A 20,736-nucleotide genomic window follows, 5' to 3' on the forward strand; every position below is an offset into this window, starting at 1 on the left:
GAGGAGTGTAATTCGAAATATATAAGTTTTATTAATTAATACATTTCTATACCAATGGAAAGCGAGCAGATACTAAAAGAACTGAATTCGTTAAGAAAGGAAATCGAAACGCTCAGTGAAACACTCCTCCACACGCGGTATGACGACTTCAAAAGCACTTTCATCGAGCAAATTCAGCAGATTTTTAGCGAAGAAAGTCAGAGATTATTGAAGACAGAGATGTGCCGCTTCGACATTTCGTCCAACTGTTCCAGGAAGAGCGAGTGCATCACAAAGATCGAGAAGGTGGTCAATGAGATAATCGAACTTTTCCAGAGCGATAACGTCGATGCTGCAATCACATTGATTGAAGAAATAGAGACAATGATTTTGGGAACATCTTCGCCCTGTCTCGATCCCAATTGTTCAAAGTTTGCTCTTGACTTCTTACATCAAATTAAATGCTATATCGCGATATTCAATGTTTTCAAAGCACGCGTGGGCGCTGGAACTAATGGCAACAAGACAATGTGCGCTCCATCAAGTTTTTCCCCGGAGCAAGTTGAAACGATTTTAAGCCCCCTCTCAAATGCATGGCGAATCAGGATTCTGGAGCTCCTTTCGACAAATCAGAGAACATTTTCTGAAATAAGCCGTCACCTCGGCTTGAGAACTGGACACTTGCAATTTCACATGAAACTACTGAGAAATAGCAGATACATAGATATAGACAAGAGAACGCACGTCTATCGCATCACTACAAAAGGCATCGCTGCGCTAAGAGGAATTAAGCAAATGCTGGAACTTCTCTCAATATCTGAAAATCATCAGGATTTCAAAAGGATGTTACGAGATCAAGGACTGCAAATAACTAATAATATTAAGCACTAGGAAATCTGAAAAGAATTTGACTGATACGATCAAGGAATAATGAGAGGGACACTATTCGAAACAAAAAAACATTCGGACGGTATCTTCTTTTGTCGCTTCCTTTGTCGCTTCCTTTTAGATCGTTCAAATAATATTGTTAAAATAGTGATTCCACATTGAGGGAAGATTGCTACAGGTGAACATATGGCATTACGGGTCGCGTTGCCGAATAAAGGACGCCTGAGCGAGCGGTCTATCCAGATCATGAAACAGGCGGGCATTGAGATTGAGGACGGGTCTGAGCGAAAGCTTTTCGCTGCGGTGAAGGAGAGAGACCTCGAAGTTATGTTCCTGAGAGCTCAGGACATTGTCCGATTTGTGCATCAGGGGGTTGTTGATGCTGGTATCACAGGAAAAGATCTTGTCCTTGAAGCCGATCTCGATGTTGTCACACTCGTAGAGCTTAATTATGGACACTGCAGGCTAGTTGTCGCTGTACCTGAAAACACCAATATCAACACAATCGAAGAAATCAAAGAGAATTCAACCGTTGCGACATCGTTTCCAAATTTAACACAACGTTTCTTCTCAAAATTGGGTAAGAACGTTAAGATTTCGGTTGTTTCTGGTGCGACGGAGGTTACACCGCACATCGGCGTCGCTGATCTTATCGTCGATCTTGTTTCAACTGGCTCCACCCTTAGGACCCACAGACTCAAAGAAATTGCCACTATTGTAGAGTCCAATGCAGTTTTAATCGGCAATAAGGAGAGTGTAAAGAAAAAGAGGAAGCAAATCGATGAATTATCGGCGGCGATCAAGAGCGTATCTGATGCAGAGAACAAGAAATATTTGATGGCAGACGTGCCAGTCAAAGCTCTTGATGAAGTAAGGAAATTCCTTCCTGGCATTGCAGGACCCACGATCATGAATATCATGGGCCGAGATGATGTAGTAGCGATTCACGTCGTAGTCGATAAGGACAAGGTCTACGATGCGGTCATCCGGCTAAAATCACTAGGAGCAACTGGTATTCTCATAGTACCAATCGATAGAATGGTGCCGTAGGTGAAATGTAATGATCGAAAAGTGGATCAAATCGACGTTGCGCGACATCTCTCTATATTATAGCCCGACTGTGAAAGCGTTCAGAATGGACAATAATGCGAACCTATTCGGACCTAACCCCGTTATAAAAGAGGTTCTCCGGGAATTGACCGACACTGAGCTCAGTAATTACCCAACGACCTATTCCGATGATTTGCGAAAAGCGTTGGCCGGATTTTATGGTCTCGAGATGAATAATTTCGTTGCTGGAAACGGATCAGATGAAGTCCTCGATGTTTGCATCAAAGCGTTCGTCGAGTCTGGAGATAAAGTCGTAATGCCTCACCCTACCTACGCATTACACTCATTTTTTGTCAAAGTCAATGGTGGGGTTGTGGTCAGTGTGGACCTCGACGAGCAATTCCAGCTAGTCCCCGAGGCGATAAACGCGACAGAAGGAAAAGTCGTCCTTCTCAGTACGCCGAATAACCCGACAGGAAATAGCTTCAAAATGAAAGATGTAAGAGAGGTCATTGAAGGGGTGGATCGGCCCGTGATCGTTGACGAGGCTTATGCTGAGTTCTCGAACCAGTCCTTTGTTCCGCTTGTCAATGAATATGAAAATCTCATCGTTACGAGAACTTTTTCTAAGGCTTACGGGCTTGCTGGTCTGAGGATTGGATATGCAATCACGAATCCCCGTCTCGCAAACGTCCTACTGAGGACGAAGACACCACTGAGCCTCAACATCATCAGCGAGAAAATGGCGATTGCTGCACTGGATCGGCAGGATTTCGTGATGAAGACTGTGGAGAAGGTGAGACGGGAGAGAGAATATGTGTCAAGAGGGCTGATGTCGATCGGATTCAAGGTCTTCCCTTCTGATACAAATTTCGTACTCGCAAAATCACCAATAAGCTCTGCAACTCTTGTTTCAAAACTCGCACAGAAGGGCATTCTCATAAGAGACTTTGGACATGTCCCGAGACTGGAGAACTGTGTGAGGGTGACCATAGGAACCAGGGAAATGAATGAACGTCTTCTTCGACTGATTGAGGAGGTGCTCAGAGAGTGCCAGTGAAGATTACAATCGCGGATTACGGTGTCGGTAATCTGCACAGCATCAGGAAGGCTCTGGAGAATTGTGGAGCCAAGGTTTCGATTGCCACTGATTTAAATCTACTACTTGATGCAGAATGCATTATTTTTCCTGGCGTTGGCGCCTTCAGTAGAACAATGGAGAGACTCTTTTCAATCAGAGACGAAATCGTGAGACGATTGAGCGAAGGAATACCTTGCTTAGGTATCTGCATTGGGATGCAGATCCTATTCGAAGGCAGCGAAGAGGGTTCGAGGCCAGGCCTGGGCTTTATGAATGGACGAGTCATTAGACTGAGGGCGAATAAAATTCCGCACATGGGGTGGAACACCGTCGCTAGCGAAGATCCAATTCTCCACGGAACAGGCTCAAATTTCTTCTACTTTGCTCACTCGTATCGAGCTGAGCCTCGAGAAGGCATCACGGTCGGAAGGACGCACTACTATGAGGAATTTCCATCCATAGTCAGAAAGGTGAATACTTACGGAACACAGTTCCATCCTGAAAAGAGCAGCACACATGGTCTCAAGTTCTTATCGAATTTTGTTGAGTTCGCGGAGGGTTGCCTTTGATCGTTTTGCCAGCGATCGACATCATGGGCGGAAAGGTCGTGCAACTCGTCGGTGGGGTTCCTGGCACTGAGCGCATCGTGCTCCCCGATCCAATTACAGTGGCTCACGACTGGGAAAATCAGGGCGCACCTGGCCTCCACGTCATCGATCTTGACGCGGCGATGGGAAAGGGGAACAATTTTCCAATCATCCAGAGGATTCTAGCAGAGGTAGAGATCCCTGTCCAGGTTGGTGGGGGAATCAGATCAGAATCGATTGTTGACGATTTGATATCATCTGGTGCTTCAAGGGTTATCACAGGGACAAGGGGGATTCTTGACCATGTTTGGCTAAAATCTATGACAGAGCGATGGCCAGGGAAAGTTATGCTTGCTGTGGATATGCGGGAAAGTAAAGTCCTTATTAAAGGTTGGCAGGAGCCAACGATGATCACCCTAGACAAGATTTTCCATAAAATCAGAGAACTCCCACTTGCTGGTGTTCTCTACACAGATGTCGATGTCGAGGGAAAGAACGCTGGGATCAACATACATAAAACAAAAGCGTTCATCGATCAATGCCCTCACAAGGTTTTCGTCGCCGGCGGAATAAAGAATAGGGAAGATATCGATTTACTTGAGAAGCTCGGCGCATATGCCGCCGTCGTAGGAATGGCGATATACACCGGCGGGATTGCTCCGAGCGATGTATGGAGGCGGAGACGGTGAAAAAGAGGATGGCGAAACTCAGCAGAAAGACAAGAGAAACGGATGTTGAGATCTCGATGGTGCTCGATGGTAGCGGCACCAGTCAAATTGAATGCGAAGATCAATTCCTCCGCCATATGATCGAGACTTTTGGGAAATACGCGTCCTTCGACCTCACTATGAAACTTGTAGGGGACAATAAGCACCACCTCGTTGAGGACGCAGCGATCGTTCTTGGCCTTGCACTACGACAGGCGATTGGTGATGTACCCGTTGAAAGAATTTCTAGTGCAACTGTTCCGATGGATGATGCACTAGTCTCGGTTGCGGTCGATCTAATCGATCGCCCATACGCAGATATCGAATGTCCTAACGACCTCTACCGCCACTTCCTAAGAAGCTTTGCAATGGCATCAGGGATCACACTCCATGTGATTGTCCAAAGGGGATTTGATGAACATCACATCATTGAGGCGATATTCAAGGCACTTGGACTGGCGCTCAAGAATGCGGTATTACGAAGAAAAGATGTGCTAAGCACGAAGGAGATCCCGCGGATCGGGAGGGGATGACACTGCTGGCCAAGAGGATCATTCCATGCCTTGATGTGACTGAGGAGGGGGTTGTCAAAGGTGTCAAATTTCAGAACCTCAAGGGCGTCGGGTATCCACCTGAAATGGCCGCAGAATACGAGAGACAGGGAGCGGACGAGATCGTCTTTCTCGATATTTCTGCAAGTGTGAAAGGAAGAAAAACGCTCCTCGATGTTGTTAAGAGAACAGCTGAGAAGGTTTTCGTCCCATTGACGGTCGGCGGTGGGATCCGAGGCCGTGAGGACATGCGGGATGCACTGCTAGCTGGTGCAGACAAAGTCTCGATCAACACTGTTGCCGTTGAAAACCCCGAGACGATTGCTTTATGCGCAGAGGACTTCGGGAGGCAGTGCGTTGTTGTAGCGATTGACGCGAAGAGAGAAAAGGATTCTTGGCTCGTCTATACACACGGAGGTCGACGGCGGACGTCACTAAATGCAATTGACTGGGCGATTCGGGCGGAAGAACTCGGTGCAGGCGAGATCCTGTTGACGAGCATGGATGCGGATGGGACCCAGAAGGGCTACGATATCGAATTAACGGCTGCTGTGAGTGAGGCAGTTGGTATCCCTGTAATCGCCTCTGGAGGTTGTGGTACACTCGAGCACATCTATGAAGTCTTCTCTCAAACCGATGCAGATGCCGCACTCGCGGCCTCGATCTTCCATTACGGGGTTTACACTGTCCAGCAAGTCAAGGAATATTTGCGGGAAAGGGGGATTCTCGTCAGATGATCTCAAAACTCAAATTCGATGAAAATGGGCTCATTCCCGTTATCATACAAGATGCTGAGACCAACGAGGTCCTGATGATGGCCTACGCGAACGAAGAGGCTTGCCGAAAGATGATCGAAACAGGGAGAACACACTTTTATAGCAGGTCGAGGAAGAAGCTCTGGATGAAGGGTGAGACTTCAGGGAACGTCCAGGAAATCATCTCCATACAAACAGATTGTGATTCAGATGCTCTCCTCGTAAGAGTCCGCCAGACGGGCAACGCATGTCATCTTGACAGGCCTTCATGCTTCGAGGAGGTCATTTATGGCAATACGAGTAGTACCGCCGCAATTATTCCAGAACTCCGCAGAGTAATTCGAGACAGGAAAACCAGCCCCAAGGAAGAGAGCTACACATCTAAATTGTTGAAAGACGAGGACAAGTTGCTGAAGAAAATCGTTGAAGAGGCAACGGAGCTGATTCTCGCTGCAAAAAATGGTGATCTGAAACAAGAAGCGTGGGAGACCGCAGATCTCATTTACCACTTCATGGTTTTGCTGGAGAAGATGGAACTCCCCATCGCGGAAGTTTACAAAGTCCTTTCGGAGCGAAGAAAATGAGGATCGATCTCCATACACATACAATACTGAGTGACGGCGAACTTCTTCCAATTGAACTTGCGAGACGAGCCGTCGCTAAAGGACATCAGGCGATAGCATTGACCGACCATGTTTCTCTTTCAACGATGGAGAGGGTTATTAAAGAGACACGAAGAGACTGCCACCTTGCTTCAGAATGGGACATTGAAGTCATCCTTGGTGTCGAACTGACGCACATACCAGCCTCAAAATTAGATGTCGCGATTACCGAAGCGAGAAGACTTGGCGCTCAGCTGATTGTTGTTCACGGCGAAACGATCAGTGAACCCGTCGAGCCAGGGACAAATAGGGTTGCCATAAGTAATCCTGAGGTCGACGTGCTCGCGCATCCTGGCTTCATTACAGTCGAAGAGGCGCAGGTCGCAAAGGACAATGGAATCGCTCTTGAAATCACCTCGAGAAGTGCACATTCGGCGACAAACGGCCATGTTGCCAAGATCGCCAGCGAAGTCGGTGCAAAGATGATCGTTAATACAGATGCACATTACGCAAAAGACCTCCTAAGCGAAGAGGAGGCAATCATAATTGCAATGGGTGCTGGCCTAGCGAGGGCAGAAGCTGAAAAGGCGGTGAGAGATAATCCTGTTAACATCATCAGGAGAGTGAGAGGGCGATGAAAGTCATGAAATTTGGCGGCAGTTCGTTAATGGATGCCAATTCGATGCTCGGTGTCGGAAGAATCATCGCCTCTGATCAGGAACCGAAGGTCATCGTCGTAAGCGCTGTCCAGGGGGTCACCGATTCGATCGTCTCGTTTGTTTCTAAAACGAGGCAGGACGAAGAGGTGGAGGCTTTCGTCAGTCAATTGAAGGAGAGACACATGGCAATCCTAGGTGGAGTTGCCAACGCCCTTGATGTAAAGCAACGTGCGATCGATCTTCTACTTGGAAGGCTCGCAAAACTCGAGAAAGTCCTCTATGGCATTTCGTACCTTGAAGAGTTGACACCTCGGTCGATGGACCTTGTGCAGAGCTTTGGAGAGAGACTTTCAGTCATTCTTGTCGCTGCGATGTTACAGGATATGGGGTTGAATGCAACGCCGATCGATGCTGATGAGCTCGGCATTGTCGCTGTTGGCCCATATGGCAACGCAGTGGCGGATCTCCAAGAGACGAGGCGGAACATCGCGCCAAAGCTCCTCGCAATGCTTGGCAGGCAGGAGGTGCCTGTCATTACAGGCTTCTTTGGGAGGACGAAGGAAGGCCACGTCGCTGTTTTTGGGAGAAACGGAAGCGATTACAGTGCCAGCGTCATTGCGAATGCTATAGGTGCACACGTGCTTGAGATCTGGAAAGACGTGGATGGATTCATGAGCGTGGATCCAAAATTCGTACCCCAGGCGGTGACTATAGAGAATCTCTCGTATGATGAGGCTGCTGAGTTATCGTATTTTGGAGCGAAGGTACTGCACCCAAGAACCGTCGAGCCAGCGAGAGAGAAAAATATCACGATCAAGGTAAGGAATGTCTTTAAACCGGAAAAGGAAGGAACGACGATAAGACCAAGCGGTGTTGAGAGAGCGGGCACGATCAAGAGCATTTCATACATGAAAGACATGGCGGTCATTAAGGTATACGGCGCTGGTGCCGCGCACAAATTCGGCGTCCTTTCAAGTATTTCACAAAAGTTGAGTGATGCTGGTGTCAACATATACTCAATTGCAACCTCTCAGACCTGCATCGCGATGCTTGTCGACAAGAAATCGCTTGAGCGCGCTGAGAAAGCGCTTGAGGAACTTGAAACGGGAATTGTCGATAGAATCGAATCAGTCGATGATATCGCTCTTCTTTGCGTCGTAGGCGAGGGGCTCGGTTACAGAAAGGGGATCGCAGCCAGGGTCTTCACCGCCGTGTCGAAAGAGGGAGTCAGCGTTGGGATGATTTCTGCCGGGGCATCCATGGTCGCGTATCACTTCACTGTTGATGCAAAGGATCTTCAAAAGACGATAAAGGCCGTTCACGATGAGTTCTTTGGTGGGAAACATGAATAGCAGGGAGATGAGGCGAAAAGTGGCGTTCCAGGGTATTAGGGGCGCTTACAGTGAGGATGCAGTGTATAGGTTCTTTGGCGAAGGGACTAAGACTCTGCCTTGCCCCGAGTTTGAAGACGTTTTCGAAGCGATTAACCGCGGGGAAGCAAGCCACGGTGTTGTCCCGGTGGAGAATTCGATTGAAGGGAGCGTTACTAAGGTCAACGATCTCCTCCTCGAAAACGATCTAACAGTTGTCGGGGAGATCATATTACTCATCCGTCACTGTCTCATCGGGCATCCAGATGCGGAAATTGAAGATGTGAAAAGAGTCTATAGCCACCCTCAGGCACTAGGGCAGTGCAGGAGTTTTCTCGCGAGATACCCTCACTGGGAAAAGATTCCAGCCTACGACACAGCTGGAAGCGTTGAACTGGTAAAGAAACGAGGGTTGAAAGAAGAGGCGGCGATCGCGAGTGCGAGGGCTGCAAAAGAATACGATATGAAAATTCTCAAAGAAGGGATTCAGAACAGTCACAACAATTACACACGGTTCTTCGTCATCGAGAAGACTGCAATGCTGAATCCATCAGGCGATAAGACATCGCTTGTCTTCGCGACAAAGAATGTACCCGGTGCACTCCACTACTGCCTCGGCGCCTTCGCTGACAAGAATGTGAATATGCTCAAGCTGGAGTCAAGACCTCGGCGAGACAAGCCATGGGAATATGTGTTCTATGTGGACATCGAGGGCCACTTCGACGATCCGAATGTCAAGTCTGCGCTCACTGAGCTGATGAGACGCGCTTCGTTCCTCAAGGTACTCGGCTCGTACAAGAGGGCGGAGATACCGACAGAGTGATCAAACACAGAATTTGTCGAGCGCCATCGATATATTTTCAAGTCCAGATCTGAAGTCGGTCGCGTCACAACTGAAAGTCACTCTCACGTGGTTATCTATACCGAAATAACGACCGGGGCACACTGCCGTGAAAAACCGCTCGAGCAAATATTCGCTGAACTTCATATCGTCAATCCCTTCCGGCAATTTGAAGAGAGCCATGAGACCTCCATGCGGGAGTCTGCACGAAATCCGATTTTCCTCTTCGAGCCATTCCTTCAAGAGAGTGAGATTTCTCATTGCGATGCGCAACATCCGCTCCCTGAACCAATCTCTGCGCTTGATCGCTTCGATGGCGACGGCGACCGATCGGGCCGGAAGACGGTATGTAACATAAAGCCTCAGGAGATTGATCCGAGACGCGATCTCCGGTGGCGCGAGCGCCCACCCTATCCTCAGGTCACCGAGTCCGAAAAGCTTTGTGAGACCAGAGATGGAAATTGCGTTACAATTAAGAGCCGCAACAGGATCTGGCGGGACACCATAGTGCATCTCCCGGTATATCTCGTCGCAGACGACTACGATCCCCTTTTTTGAAGTGATCTCAAGAATGCTCATTAGGGTTTCATTGGAAAACGAGGACGCACTTGGATTATGGAGATTCGTGAAAACGATAGCTTTTGCCCCTCTCTTTATGCACTCTTCAATTTCCTTCTCGAGGAAGTGAAAATTACGCGAGGGGTCTCTATTCAAATCGAAAACGCCACAAATGGAATTGGCAAGCACCCTAATTGGCATATATGTAGGCGATTCAATAGCCACAAGATCGTTCGACTTTAAGATTGTCCTAAAGGCCAAGTAATTTGCATTCTGCGCCCCCGAACAGAGGGCGACCATATCTTTTTCAACACCATAAGTGGAAGCGATTAGTTCGGCCAATCTCTCTTCGAGCTCATAATCATCAGTATCCCATTGGTCAATACTTGGATCAAAACCATCCTTATAGGGAGATGGAGCGCCGCTATGGTCAAGGTTAATCTTTGCGCCCCTGCACTTGATCAACCAATCCTCGAGGTCGAAAGGTGGGAGGCCCAAATTACCTCCTCCAGATCACCTCACCCGGTAACCGAAATTCTCCGCCCCAGTACAGAAGGGCTTTGTCTCGCGTGTAGTCTTCCGTAGCTTCAGCGTGCACGACCTCGCCAAAGAACCAAGTCCTGTCACCAATATCAATTGACCCCGTTTTCTTGCATTCCATAACGACCAGACATTCGCCTATACACGGGGATGCGATTTTTTTCCCTTTGACTGGAGTGAGGTTCGTTTCTCTGAATTTATCCACGTCCTTGCCAGATTTTGTCCCACAAAACATGACCTCCTTGATAAGGTCCTTGCCTGGTAAATTAACTGAAAAATCATCGTATTTTTGCATTAATTTGTGACTGTGTCTCGAAGGCATAATGCCAACGCCAATGATCGCAGGCTTGAGAGACATGGCATGCACGATACCGACAGTGATGATATTCCTCTCGCCATTTCCCATCGCAACAAGTGCAACTGGGAACGCTGGGAATGCTTTGATTGCATCGCCAACTGCCAACTCAACTTTCGGATCCATACGCATAACCTCCGATAGTTAATAATCGCTTAATGCTTGAAAAATACTTCTATGAATTCCATCCAATCAATTGTATTACATTGTTGTCGGCTACTTTATTGAAACTCTGGGATGCCGAGGATAAGATTCTTCCGTGATTACGCGCCGACAACACAAAGATCAGAGAAGGCACACTTGTTCGCCTTAAACGGTTTGCTGGGCTAAGGCTAAATATAATCGAACCGCAAGCTTATTCATCACAAATTTGATTTCGTCTTGAAAATAGCAGTCTCAGGTGTTCAAAATGGATAGGGTGCGCATCGGAATTATCGGGGGGACTGGTGTCTACGAAGAAGGACTTTTCAAGGTCAGAAAAAGTGTGAGATTAAATACACCGTATGGACCACCATCCGATGAGGTTCAGATCGGCGATTTGGGTGAGACAAAGGTTGCTTTTCTATCGAGACACGGAAAAAACCACATCTACCCCCCACACAAAGTCAATTACAGGGCGAATATTTGGGCGTTAAAGGAACTAGGCGTTGAAAGAATTATTTCCCCATGCGCTGTTGGTTCGCTGAAGGAAGATTATAGACCAGGAGAAATCGTGATTGTCGATCAATTTATCGATTTTACGAAACGCAGGGATTACACATTCTACGATGGTGCAAAGACGATTCATATTGGCACTGCTGACCCATTTTGTCCAGAATTGCGCCAGCTTTTCATCGAACAGGCATCGAGAGAAAAAATCCCCTTTAAACCGTCTGGTACTTACGTCTGTATCGAAGGGCCGCGTTTCTCTACCCGTGCGGAGAGCCGGATGTTCAGAAACTTCGCGGACATCATCGGTATGACGCTCGTTCCTGAGTGCCAACTGGCTAGGGAATTGGAGATATGCTACGTGAGCCTCGCAATGATCACCGATTACGATGTCTGGGCTGAGAGACCTGTTGACACAGCAACTGTCTTGAGGACGATGAATGAGAATATTGATAAGATCAGGCGACTCATTGTTAGAACCTTACCCCTGATCCCCGAAAAAAGGGAAAAATGTGAATGCCCCAGGACTCTTGAACTGGCAGGGGCGTGAAAGCGATCAACGTATGATCGACTCGATGGTTTGGCCTCGAGCCCAATACAATTACACCACTGTTTCAGCGTCCGAGGCGGAGTGTTCAAATCGTCTCAAAAATCCGCATCTCAGTTATCAATCACGGATACCAACGTATCTTAGGGATTAAAGTGTAGATCCGACTGTATGTAGCACACAGTATCTACATAAATAAGGTGGTACCTGAATTGTAGCAGTTTTTCCAGAACAGTCGACATTTTCCAGGATATGACTTTCAAATCCCACACAGTTCTATTTTTATATCGACAACTTGGATCGAAAACCTGAACTGATTCCTGTGCAAAAACCAGAGACCAACTTAAATCACGTGGAATAAAGCGGTTTTTTGAAGCAAAATGAAAATGGGGGATCAATCAGCAATAAGTTTTTTGTAATCTTCAGCATCCAATAGATCGGCAAGTTCAGAAGGGTTACTGATTTTGATCACCGCGATCCATCCATCAAAATAGGGTGATTCATTGATCAATTGCGGGGACTCTTCTAACTGGACATTCGATTTGACGACTTCACCAGAAATAGGGCTATAGACTTCAGCAACAGTCTTGACACTTTCAACAGCTCCCAAAACGTCCCCCTTTTTCACAATAGTTCCTATTTTCGGTACCTCAGCATAAACGATGTTTGCAAGTTCATTTTGCGCGTGATCGGTTATGCCCACGACGGCGAATTCACCCTCAATTCTCACCCATTGGTGCTCCTTCGTATATTTTAAGTTATCAGGGATAAAACCCATGTTCTCAACCGGCTGACAATATTGAAATCCCTTCCTTATACATTTTGCAAGATTTTACGATTAGTACCTCGCATAAATTCACCTTCCGCCACACAAAGAGCCGCCCTAATAAGGAAGAAAAAAGTCGCCAAAATCCCGCCAGATTGGGAGCGTCGATAATGCTTAGGTGATCAAGAGTTATCGGAACAGATCTCATGAGACGACAAGAATTGTTGATAACTCAAGCATTCCCGGGACAATAGCCACCCTTTTGCAAAAATCGGATATTCCTCTAGCCGCTTCTCTGATGGCAAAAGTCATTATTCCCGCATGGCAGAAGTAATGATAAGGCACGAAAAACACGAAAAAAAATGCAACGATAATTGCATATAATATTTGTTTCCTGCCCGTTACTCTGAGTTGAATGCGTATCGTGATCCGAGGTATCGTCCAGGGCGTCGGGTTCAGGCCCACTGTCTATCGGATAGCAAGAGCCATGGGACTTAATGGATTTGTCCAGAACAACGGTTCCAACGTAATTGTAGAGGTTGATAGGGACGGAGAAATCTTTTTGGAAGAATTGAAGCGGCACCTACCACCACTCGCTCGGATAGATTCCATCGAGATCATTAGCACCAATGTTGACGCAAGCAACATATCACCAGGTTTCAGGATAGTGCCAAGCAACGAGGGAGAGCGTGGCGTCTCCATTCCGACCGATACAGCGATATGTGAAGATTGTAGAAACGAAATCTTCGACGAGGGAAGCAGACGATATCTCTACCCCTTCACCAATTGTACCATTTGTGGTGCTCGATTCAGTTTGATCAGTAATGTCCCCTACGACCGCATTCATACCTCAATGTACGAATTTCCAATGTGCAAGGACTGCAGAGAAGAATATGAGGACCCAACCGATAGAAGATTTCACCACCAAACTATCAGTTGCCCAAAATGCGGGCCGCATTACTACCTCGTCGATTCACACGGCAATAGGATTGATGAAGAACCTATCAGACAGTTTGCGGAGATGCTACATCAGGGTGCTATCGGCATCGCGAAAAGCTGGGGCGGTATGCATATCTGCTGTACGCTTGAGAACCTTTCCCGACTGCGCGAGTGGTACAGAAGAAAGGAAAAGCCTTTTGCTGTCATGTTCAGGGATCTCAAGGCGGTTAAAGAATTAGCAGAACCAACACCCTTCGAGGAGAAACTGCTGGCATCGCGGAACAGGCCAATTGTTCTTGTTAAGAAAAAAGAGAAGAGGGTCAATGACTTAATTGCGCCAGGACTCGGAAACATCGGCGCCTTCCTGCCATACAGCGGAATGCATCATATTCTATTTCACTATCTCCAAGAAAACGCACTCGTGATGACTTCGGCCAACGTGCCTGGTGAGCCAATGATTCTTCAGGACGATGATGTTTTTTCAATGAATGCTGATTGCTATTTACTCCATAATCGGAAAATCATCAATCGGTGCGATGATTCGGTTCTTAGGACTTTCAACACTGAAATTTTCTTCCTAAGGAAATCAAGAGGTTATATCCCTTCAAGTCTCAATTTTGATATCCGCGGCGCCACTGTTGGAGTTGGAGCTCAAGAGAACATCACAGGGGCGATTGCGTACAATGGGAGAATATATCCGACGCAGTACATCGGCGATGGCAGTTCGCTCGGTGTAATTGAGTTCCTCGATTCAGCGATCAAATTCCAGAAAAAACTCTTGGGTATCGAGAAGATCGATGCAATCGGGATTGATATGCACCCTGGTTATACAACGAGGAGACTGGGTAAGGAGCTCTCAGAAACCTGGGGTGCCCCGGTCGTCGAGATACAGCATCATCATGCTCATGGTGTATCGCTTCTCGTTGATAGAGGTCTTGACGAAATCATTGCACTGACCCTCGATGGGACGGGTTATGGGGATGATGGGAAGTCTTGGGGCGGCGAAGTCCTTTACATGAATCCATTAGAATACGAAAGAGTGGGGCACCTGCAGGAAATCCCATTGTTGGGAGGAGAAAAAGCCGTCAGAGATCCGCGCAGACTTGTCTTTGCGTTGTGCGAATTATCAGACATTGATACTAGACTTTTCAATGATGAAGAAAGCGCGATTTTTAAGAAAATGATGCGCACGAGTCCACTCACCACAAGCTTCGGAAGGGTACTCGACGCGCTCTCCTGCTATTTTGGTATTTGTTGCTCAAGGACATATGAAGGGGAGCCTGCGATGAAACTTGAGCGATATCTTGAAATTGGAAACAAAGAGATTAAATTCAAACTTGAAAGAGATGGAAATATTATCAAAACAGTTTCTATTTTCAAGCAACTTGTTCATTCATCAGGAAAGAGAGAAGATAGAATATACAGCTTCATCCACACGCTTTTGGAGGGGCTTGTTGAGATCGCTGCTGAGGAAGCACTTAGACGTGGGGTCAAGGCAATTGGTCTGACCGGAGGGGTATCCTACAATTATACAATCTCCGCGATCACAAAAAGACTCGTCGAAGCAAAGGGATTGGAGTTCGTCTGTCACAGCGCTGTCCCAAATGGGGATGGAGGGATCTCAACAGGGCAGTGCGCCGTAGCTGCGAAAAGAGTCGTCTCTTGAGTCTAGTAAAATTTTTCGCACATCATTAAGATTTATTTAAATCGCTAATATAAAATCCTGATTTATTTTTCGAAGTCATTGCACAAAAAGATAAACATTTCAAATGAGGCGGGGGTCATTTCCTTGCCGTGTGAGATCTGGTCTGATGCAAGCTATTAACGTTTCCCTTTTTATAGAATTAATGTACATCAAAAATGAGCGGTCGATGTTCAAAAAATCCGCTCTACAAGATTATCAACAAAAAACAACTAAACCACTAAGGAAGCGCTGCGATGATCAAAAATAGATTTTTATGAGGGTATGTGATCGACCTTGTATGTGCATATTGTCCGACGGGGAGATACTCAATCTTATGAAGTCAGGGAGGATCGTAATTGAGGGATTTTCCAGTGAATCTCTTACTCCGAACGGGTACGACCTAAGGGTTTCGGAAATCCTGTTACCCTCTTCAGGACAGATTTGGCGGGAGGGCGTTGCGGTTATTCCTTCAAACACCTTGTTCTATCTCTCAACGATCGAAGCGGTTAGACTACCTAGCGACATATCCGCACAGCTCTGGCTTCGGACATCATGGATCAGAAAAGGGATTATGGCGAGCTTCGGAAAGGTCGATGCGGGATTCTATGGGACCCTCACATTCAGTGGATTTAACGCTTCATCATCCGCCGTCGAAATTCCGATCGGGTCAAAATTTGCTCAAATCGTTTTTGAGCAGATGAATAAGCAGGCTGAAATGAAGTACGAAGAAAGGAGCGGTCACTACCAGGGACAGAAAGGTATCACTCTAACTCCGCTTAAAGAGGAGAAGATCGAGTGAATAAACACTCGCTGCGGGAGAATAGCTCTTCAACTCCTCGCACCTCAACAAATCAATTGAAATTCCTGCCTTTGTACATTCGCACTTTACCCATTCTACGAAAGTATATTCCTTTGATTTGGCCGATATGAAATATGTATGTAAGATGCCCCCTTCTTCGAGTTTGTTTAGCGCAGTCATAATGAATTCACCTGTCGAATGAGGGAGGTTCATCACAATCCGGTCGGCTGGTGGCAGATCTTCAATCGCTACCCTCGCTTCGGCGCAAATTGGGACAATCCGATCTAAACGATTTATGACGATATTCTTTCTCAGATAATCAATCGCATCGGTGTTAAAATCGATCGCGTATATTATCCTCGGCATCCCGTACTTCCGAATCATGAGCGAGAAGGGACCGACGCCGGCAAACATATCAATGATGATTTCTCCATTTGTAACGAGGGATGCGATTCTCCTTCGTTCCGAGGCGAGTCTTGGATTGAAATAGGTCCTTTTGATGTCAACCTTGAATCTAAGCCCGTACTCCGTGTGGACTGTTTCTGTTCGTTTCTCGCCAGCGATGATCTCCAAGTCCATGATCCTCCGATCACCTCTGATACCTTTATCAAGTGCGACTGCCTTGATGTTTGGAAATGCCATTATGAGAGCCTCGCCGATCTCTGCTTTGTATGGCAAGAGTTCGTCTGGAAGTTTAATAACAGCAATATCCCCTATTATGTCAAAGGAACTAGGTAGCAGAGGAACAAGAGATTGAGGGATTTTCACATACTGTTTGTAGTTTCCCTCTCTGCTCATTCTTTCTTCGAAATCTGCTGTTTCGATTTTTTCTTTCAGATTATCTGGAAGATCTGCCAGTCGCTCAGAAATGATCGGAAAGAGGACATCGCCTCTTGACCTTGCAACCTTAAGCGATCTATCTAGCAGTCCTAGCTGTAAAAGTTTTTTACGGACGAATTCCGCTCTACTAGCGTCGACACGTACACACCAGGACTCCACGGTGGTTCAATGGGCGAATTGATATTTGTTGGTTTAGGATTGGCAGGTACCGATGACCTAACGATCCAGGCACTCGAGGCGATCAAAAAGTCGGACATCGTATTTGCCGAGTTCTATACATCGAGGCTCATCGATTTTGAAATTGAAGATCTGGAGATGAAAATAGGGAAAAAAATCATGATTCTGACGAGAGAAGAGGTCGAATCTGGACAAGAGATCATTGATGCAGCGAGAAAGCATCGCGTTTCCTTTCTTACAGCAGGAGATCCGATGACGGCAACGACCCATCTTGACCTAAGGCTTAGGGCATCTGAATCTGGAATCAATACACGATTGATCCACGGCGTTTCGATTTACACCGCATGCGCATCAGCTTTTGGGCTGCAACATTATAAATTCGGCAGAACTGTCACGCTCCCTTTTCAAGAGAGAAACTACCATCCTTCAAGTCCTTACGAGCATCTACTAGAAAACAAGAAAAACGGCCTTCATTCCCTCATTCTGCTCGACATCAGAGCAGCTGAAGGAAAATATATGACGGCACAGGATGGCATTAAATGGTTACTCGATTTAGAGAAAAAGATCGGAAAAGGTCTAATTGATGAGAAAACGTTGCTTTGTGCGGCCGCACGAGTGGGTTCGAGAACAGAGAAGATTGTCGCCGGATATCCACAAGATATTTTGAATGAGAATATGGGCCCACCACTGCACACCCTCATCATGCCAGGGAAACTCCATTTCATGGAAGCCCGTGCCCTCGTTGAGTTCGCAAATGCGCCTAAGCAGATCCTCGAAAATATCTAAAATTCGATCGGATTTCAGGTCGATCAGTGCTTCATTGCAAAAAACAATTATGGAGGAGTACCGAGCAGGGCCATAACCCTAACGTTTCCTCTAAGCGACGAATCGGCATAACACACAGATTTAATCGAAGCTTTCGGAAATCTCCGTTCTGTCTCATCCGATATACTCTTTATGAGAAAATCATCAATACAGTCAGACGAAATCATTAGTAAGACTGCACCTACCTGTTCAACCGAATAACCACACCATGGGGAATCAAGGGCGCGTTGAAGTGCGAGGAGCTCTTGAGAAGAACCTGCCATACCTGCACAAAAGACCGTGCGTTTGAACTGTGAAAACATTGCTCTGAGGTCATGCAGATCCCCAACCGTAAGAGCTTTTTCCATGCCAAAAGCAGGGAATAGCATGATATCGTCCATCAACTTGAAAGCTTTGCTGAGTGGGAGGTATGGAGCAGTTCTCAGCAACCGATCGTTCTCATAGATGATGACCATATCTGACGCGTTGAGAGCACTTGAGAGACCTCTAGATGCCAGATTTCGGCGATCCTTTCCCTCAACAGAAAAAGGCAGGGCAAGGGACATGACGATAAAGTCCGATTTTCGCCTGCATATATGCGCTATTGCCGGTGCTACATAAGTGCCTGTTTCCCCGCCGAGACCAGCGCATATGTATAGAATTTCAGAATCGCCGATTGATTCTAGAATCATTTCTTTCAATTGATGATCAATTGATGAGAGTGTCCTCGGATCTGTACCCTGGAGCATTGAAAGTTGTCTATCATCGATGACAAGGCGCCTGCTCTCTGGCACCTCCCTCACATGGTCGTTAGAAGTGCAGACGGCAATATTTTCAAAACTCGAATCGAGAAGTACATTACAGCCCGCACCTCCCACGCCAACAACCTTGAGCCTTGGGCGCCTTGTAACCTCCGCATCACAAGATGCCGTTGTCAACATGCGTCCAACCTGTTCACCACCGTGATGAAACTCAAGGGAAATGAAGATTTGCTGCATATCATTTCTGCAAAAATCGCACTGCGGCTCAAATATGTGCCAAGGAATTTCGGGGATACACTTATGTAGAAAAACTATCGAATAGGTAACAATGTCAGATGGAAGAGATGCGGAGACGCAGATGAAGAGGCCTTCCGGTTGTTTTTTTGATGCATATGGTTATGCTAAACCGGGGAACGAGGAATTGACATGCGAAAACTGTCCATTAAGTCCAATGATATGCGACTATAAGGGATATAGCGCGATTGAGAGGCTGGCAAGAATTATTTCCGGACAGTCTGAGGTCAAAATCATTTCAGACCCTTGAAATTCCGATCTCACTAGCTTCCTCCCATCCCCATAAGAAAATATTTTCCCCCAAACAGTCATTAGCGAAAGGGATATGATACTTGAACGGATTCAGTAGACCGAATTTCAGACTTGAGGGAAGTGGGGATTGGAAAATGCATATTGGTAGAGTCGTTGGCAATAGGGTCATGGAGATCAGATTCCGCACAAGATTTACGGAGAATTTGCAAGTAGGAGAACTTCTCGTCATTGAAGAGGAGGGTGAGGAGACAAAGTATTTTGTCAGGGTCATGGACGTTGAGCATGGTGCGGATGCCGATAGGGATGATTGGGTCCTGAGGGAAGCGGGAGAGATGCTCCATAAAGATTCAAGAAATGAATCTCCCGATATCAAAGGAATTGAAGGGCGCCTGTACAGAGTAGGTGTTTGCACTCCTCTTGGATATTCGTCGGGGAATTCCTTCAGGAAGACGAAGTCAATTCCGTCTCATTTCTCGAAAGTCAGGCGGGCGACTGAAGAGGATTATGCGTTCCTGCGCAGATTTCTAGGCGATATCGAAGTTGGGAAACTCAGATCTGGTGATCGGGTTCTTGATTTTCCTGTCGGGATTTCGGGCCTCGCATTTCCGCACCATATCGGCATTTTCGCGACTACCGGCATGGGAAAGAGCAATCTGATGAAGAATCTCGCCCTTTCGTGCATGAAACTACGTCGCTACGGCTTCCTCATTTTTGATCCACATGGCGAATATTTTGATGGCGGCGAAATCGGAAAGAAAGGTCTGAGGCATGCTGGAATGAACGAGGCATTAGAAGTCTTTAGCAGCAGAGAGCTGGAAGGGGGCTATACGACCTTGAAGCTCTCTGCAAAAGAAATTGAGATCGCTGACCTCCAGAACCTATACGAGTTCAGCCAACCTCAAATCGAATGTCTTCAGACGGCTCAATTCTTCTACGGGGAAAACTGGCTTCAGGAGCTCAATTCGAAATCCGTCGACAAGATCTGTGAAGACTTGGGAGACAGATTCCATGAGGGTACTATCAACGTCATAAAGCGAAGACTCGAAAGCATCTTCAGGTTTGGGTTGATCACTTCCGACCCAAAGCTATCGATCACGAAACATGTCATCGAATGTTTGCACAATGCGAAGGTCGTTCTCATCGATACTTCGAACTTATATGAAGCGGAGGAACTCCTCGTTTCAACGGTTATTTCAAGGGCAATCTTTGAAAGGAATAAATTCATTTACGGAAAAAAGGAAGAATTTGAGCGCATTCCACCAGTATTAATCGCAATGGAAGAGGCACAGAGAGTCCTTGGGCAGTCAAAGGGATCGATATTCGCGCAAATTGCGAGAGAGGGGAGGAAGTTCAAAGTTGGTCTGTGTGCGGTCTCGCAGCAACCGAAACTTATCGACCCTGAGATTATCAGTCAATTCAACACCCTATTTATACTAGGTCTTGCCGATAGGAGAGATAGGGATATTCTCAGGAACTCCGCTAAGCAGGACGTCTCGCAGCTTGACAATGAGATACAGACGCTGATGCCAGGCGAAGCGATAATCGCGTCACCATTTACTCCTTTCGCCATTCCAGTGAAGATTCATCTCTTCGAGGAATTCGTTTCGAGAGAGGGTATTCAGGAAACTGGGACAAAAGGAGTAGTATCAAGTAAACCGCGGGCGGAATTCAAGTTCTTTTGAAATTTTTGCACAGAAGGTGC

General features: G+C 46.7%; 22 protein-coding genes. 17 read left to right on the forward strand and 5 right to left on the reverse strand.

Translation table 11 applies throughout. The features are described from left to right. Positions 1-54 precede the first annotated feature (54 nt). The 11 genes from QHH00_00710 (at position 55) to pheA (ending at position 9,052) form a co-directional block, all read left to right on the forward strand. On the forward strand, positions 55-870 hold the full coding sequence (locus QHH00_00710) for a winged helix-turn-helix domain-containing protein (GenBank protein MDH7507905.1): 816 nt from the start codon (positions 55-57) through the stop codon (positions 868-870). Positions 871-1,053: 183 nt separating this feature from the next. Continuing rightward, complete coding sequence (gene hisG / locus QHH00_00715; GenBank protein ID MDH7507906.1) at positions 1,054-1,917, forward strand: ATP phosphoribosyltransferase; 864 nt, start codon at positions 1,054-1,056, stop codon at positions 1,915-1,917. Between the two features lie 10 nt (positions 1,918-1,927). Then, positions 1,928-2,977: a histidinol-phosphate transaminase gene (gene hisC / locus QHH00_00720; GenBank protein MDH7507907.1), complete on the forward strand. Its 1,050-nt coding sequence runs from the start codon at positions 1,928-1,930 to the stop codon at positions 2,975-2,977. Then, a complete protein-coding gene (hisH, locus tag QHH00_00725) occupies positions 2,968-3,567 on the forward strand; it encodes an imidazole glycerol phosphate synthase subunit HisH (GenBank protein ID MDH7507908.1) in 600 nt (199 codons plus the stop codon). Before hisC ends, hisH begins: the two co-directional genes overlap by 10 nt. Further along, positions 3,564-4,274, forward strand: a complete 711-nt coding sequence (locus QHH00_00730; protein ID MDH7507909.1) for a HisA/HisF-related TIM barrel protein — start codon at positions 3,564-3,566, stop codon at positions 4,272-4,274. The genes hisH and QHH00_00730 overlap by 4 nt, the downstream gene beginning before the upstream one ends. After that, the gene (locus QHH00_00735; GenBank protein MDH7507910.1) at positions 4,271-4,825 is read left to right on the forward strand and encodes an imidazoleglycerol-phosphate dehydratase; all 555 of its coding nucleotides are present in this window, start codon (positions 4,271-4,273) and stop codon (positions 4,823-4,825) included. The genes QHH00_00730 and QHH00_00735 overlap by 4 nt, the downstream gene beginning before the upstream one ends. Further along, on the forward strand, positions 4,822-5,580 hold the full coding sequence (gene hisF, locus QHH00_00740; protein ID MDH7507911.1) for an imidazole glycerol phosphate synthase subunit HisF: 759 nt from the start codon (positions 4,822-4,824) through the stop codon (positions 5,578-5,580). The genes QHH00_00735 and hisF overlap by 4 nt, the downstream gene beginning before the upstream one ends. Continuing rightward, positions 5,577-6,182, forward strand: a complete 606-nt coding sequence (hisIE, locus tag QHH00_00745) for a bifunctional phosphoribosyl-AMP cyclohydrolase/phosphoribosyl-ATP diphosphatase HisIE (protein ID MDH7507912.1) — start codon at positions 5,577-5,579, stop codon at positions 6,180-6,182. The genes hisF and hisIE overlap by 4 nt, the downstream gene beginning before the upstream one ends. Next, complete coding sequence (locus QHH00_00750; protein ID MDH7507913.1) at positions 6,179-6,838, forward strand: histidinol phosphate phosphatase domain-containing protein; 660 nt, start codon at positions 6,179-6,181, stop codon at positions 6,836-6,838. Before hisIE ends, QHH00_00750 begins: the two co-directional genes overlap by 4 nt. Continuing rightward, positions 6,835-8,211, forward strand: coding sequence for an aspartate kinase (locus QHH00_00755; protein MDH7507914.1), 1,377 nt, complete (start codon positions 6,835-6,837; stop codon positions 8,209-8,211). Before QHH00_00750 ends, QHH00_00755 begins: the two co-directional genes overlap by 4 nt. Then, positions 8,204-9,052 (forward strand): prephenate dehydratase, encoded by an 849-nt coding sequence (pheA, locus tag QHH00_00760; protein ID MDH7507915.1) that lies wholly within the window; start codon positions 8,204-8,206, stop codon positions 9,050-9,052. The genes QHH00_00755 and pheA overlap by 8 nt, the downstream gene beginning before the upstream one ends. Here pheA and QHH00_00765 read toward each other — a convergent pair whose 3' ends face one another. Continuing rightward, entirely contained in the window at positions 9,053-10,126 is a 1,074-nt protein-coding gene (locus QHH00_00765) for a pyridoxal phosphate-dependent aminotransferase (protein MDH7507916.1), read from the reverse strand. A gap of 1 nt (position 10,127) precedes the next feature. Beyond that, positions 10,128-10,649, reverse strand: coding sequence for a flavin reductase family protein (locus QHH00_00770; GenBank protein MDH7507917.1), 522 nt, complete (start codon positions 10,647-10,649; stop codon positions 10,128-10,130). A 283-nt stretch (positions 10,650-10,932) separates the two neighbouring features. On the opposite strand from QHH00_00770, the gene QHH00_00775 reads away from it, so the two are divergent. Next, on the forward strand, positions 10,933-11,721 hold the full coding sequence (locus QHH00_00775; protein MDH7507918.1) for an S-methyl-5'-thioadenosine phosphorylase: 789 nt from the start codon (positions 10,933-10,935) through the stop codon (positions 11,719-11,721). 391 nt (positions 11,722-12,112) lie between these two features. Here QHH00_00775 and gcvH read toward each other — a convergent pair whose 3' ends face one another. Further along, entirely contained in the window at positions 12,113-12,496 is a 384-nt protein-coding gene (gene gcvH / locus QHH00_00780) for a glycine cleavage system protein GcvH (GenBank protein MDH7507919.1), read from the reverse strand. 403 nt (positions 12,497-12,899) lie between these two features. Here gcvH and hypF point away from each other — a divergent pair, with 403 nt between their 5' ends. Together hypF and dcd are read left to right on the forward strand one after the other, a co-directional pair. Continuing rightward, entirely contained in the window at positions 12,900-15,089 is a 2,190-nt protein-coding gene (hypF, locus tag QHH00_00785; protein ID MDH7507920.1) for a carbamoyltransferase HypF, read from the forward strand. A gap of 352 nt (positions 15,090-15,441) precedes the next feature. Next, positions 15,442-15,906 (forward strand): dCTP deaminase, encoded by a 465-nt coding sequence (dcd, locus tag QHH00_00790; protein MDH7507921.1) that lies wholly within the window; start codon positions 15,442-15,444, stop codon positions 15,904-15,906. Here the strand turns inward: dcd and QHH00_00795 are convergent. Continuing rightward, on the reverse strand, positions 15,874-16,905 hold the full coding sequence (locus QHH00_00795) for a class I SAM-dependent methyltransferase family protein (protein ID MDH7507922.1): 1,032 nt from the start codon (positions 16,903-16,905) through the stop codon (positions 15,874-15,876). The two genes, dcd and QHH00_00795, sit on opposite strands and share 33 nt — an antisense overlap. 9 nt (positions 16,906-16,914) lie before the next feature. Between QHH00_00795 and dph5 the strand changes: the two genes are divergently transcribed. Then, positions 16,915-17,709 carry a diphthine synthase gene (dph5, locus tag QHH00_00800; protein MDH7507923.1) on the forward strand — a complete coding sequence of 265 codons (795 nt, stop codon included), beginning with the start codon at positions 16,915-16,917 and terminating at the stop codon, positions 17,707-17,709. 47 nt (positions 17,710-17,756) lie between these two features. On the opposite strand, the gene QHH00_00805 is transcribed toward dph5, so the two are convergent. Then, positions 17,757-18,725, reverse strand: coding sequence for a hypothetical protein (locus QHH00_00805; protein ID MDH7507924.1), 969 nt, complete (start codon positions 18,723-18,725; stop codon positions 17,757-17,759). Between the two features lie 91 nt (positions 18,726-18,816). Here QHH00_00805 and QHH00_00810 point away from each other — a divergent pair, with 91 nt between their 5' ends. Then, positions 18,817-19,032: a hypothetical protein gene (locus tag QHH00_00810; GenBank protein ID MDH7507925.1), complete on the forward strand. Its 216-nt coding sequence runs from the start codon at positions 18,817-18,819 to the stop codon at positions 19,030-19,032. A gap of 136 nt (positions 19,033-19,168) precedes the next feature. After that, positions 19,169-20,716 carry an ATP-binding protein gene (locus QHH00_00815; protein MDH7507926.1) on the forward strand — a complete coding sequence of 516 codons (1,548 nt, stop codon included), beginning with the start codon at positions 19,169-19,171 and terminating at the stop codon, positions 20,714-20,716. The last annotated feature ends 20 nt before the right edge of the window (positions 20,717-20,736 follow it).

The sequence above is a fragment of the Methanomassiliicoccales archaeon genome (assembly GCA_029907465.1).
Classification (GTDB): domain Archaea; phylum Thermoplasmatota; class Thermoplasmata; order Methanomassiliicoccales; family JACIVX01; genus JACIVX01.

Bases quoted from the DNA above. Each gene is read 5' to 3' on its own strand.
- QHH00_00755 (MDH7507914.1), top strand. From the start codon at position 6,835: ATGAAAGTCATGAAATTTGGCGGCAGTTCGTTAATGGATGCCAATTCG.
- hisC (MDH7507907.1), top strand. From the start codon at position 1,928: ATGATCGAAAAGTGGATCAAATCGACGTTGCGCGACATCTCTCTATAT.
- QHH00_00750 (MDH7507913.1), top strand. From the start codon at position 6,179: ATGAGGATCGATCTCCATACACATACAATACTGAGTGACGGCGAACTT.
- hypF (MDH7507920.1), top strand. From the start codon at position 12,900: ATGCGTATCGTGATCCGAGGTATCGTCCAGGGCGTCGGGTTCAGGCCC.
- dph5 (MDH7507923.1), top strand. From the start codon at position 16,915: ATGGGCGAATTGATATTTGTTGGTTTAGGATTGGCAGGTACCGATGAC.
- hisG (MDH7507906.1), top strand. From the start codon at position 1,054: ATGGCATTACGGGTCGCGTTGCCGAATAAAGGACGCCTGAGCGAGCGG.
- QHH00_00770 (MDH7507917.1), bottom strand. From the start codon at position 10,649: ATGGATCCGAAAGTTGAGTTGGCAGTTGGCGATGCAATCAAAGCATTC.
- QHH00_00815 (MDH7507926.1), top strand. From the start codon at position 19,169: ATGCATATTGGTAGAGTCGTTGGCAATAGGGTCATGGAGATCAGATTC.
- dcd (MDH7507921.1), top strand. From the start codon at position 15,442: ATGAAGTCAGGGAGGATCGTAATTGAGGGATTTTCCAGTGAATCTCTT.
- hisIE (MDH7507912.1), top strand. From the start codon at position 5,577: ATGATCTCAAAACTCAAATTCGATGAAAATGGGCTCATTCCCGTTATC.
- QHH00_00805 (MDH7507924.1), bottom strand. From the start codon at position 18,725: ATGCAGCAAATCTTCATTTCCCTTGAGTTTCATCACGGTGGTGAACAG.
- QHH00_00775 (MDH7507918.1), top strand. From the start codon at position 10,933: ATGGATAGGGTGCGCATCGGAATTATCGGGGGGACTGGTGTCTACGAA.
- QHH00_00810 (MDH7507925.1), top strand. From the start codon at position 18,817: ATGTCAGATGGAAGAGATGCGGAGACGCAGATGAAGAGGCCTTCCGGT.
- hisF (MDH7507911.1), top strand. From the start codon at position 4,822: ATGACACTGCTGGCCAAGAGGATCATTCCATGCCTTGATGTGACTGAG.
- QHH00_00710 (MDH7507905.1), top strand. From the start codon at position 55: ATGGAAAGCGAGCAGATACTAAAAGAACTGAATTCGTTAAGAAAGGAA.
- gcvH (MDH7507919.1), bottom strand. From the start codon at position 12,496: ATGGGTTTTATCCCTGATAACTTAAAATATACGAAGGAGCACCAATGG.
- pheA (MDH7507915.1), top strand. From the start codon at position 8,204: ATGAATAGCAGGGAGATGAGGCGAAAAGTGGCGTTCCAGGGTATTAGG.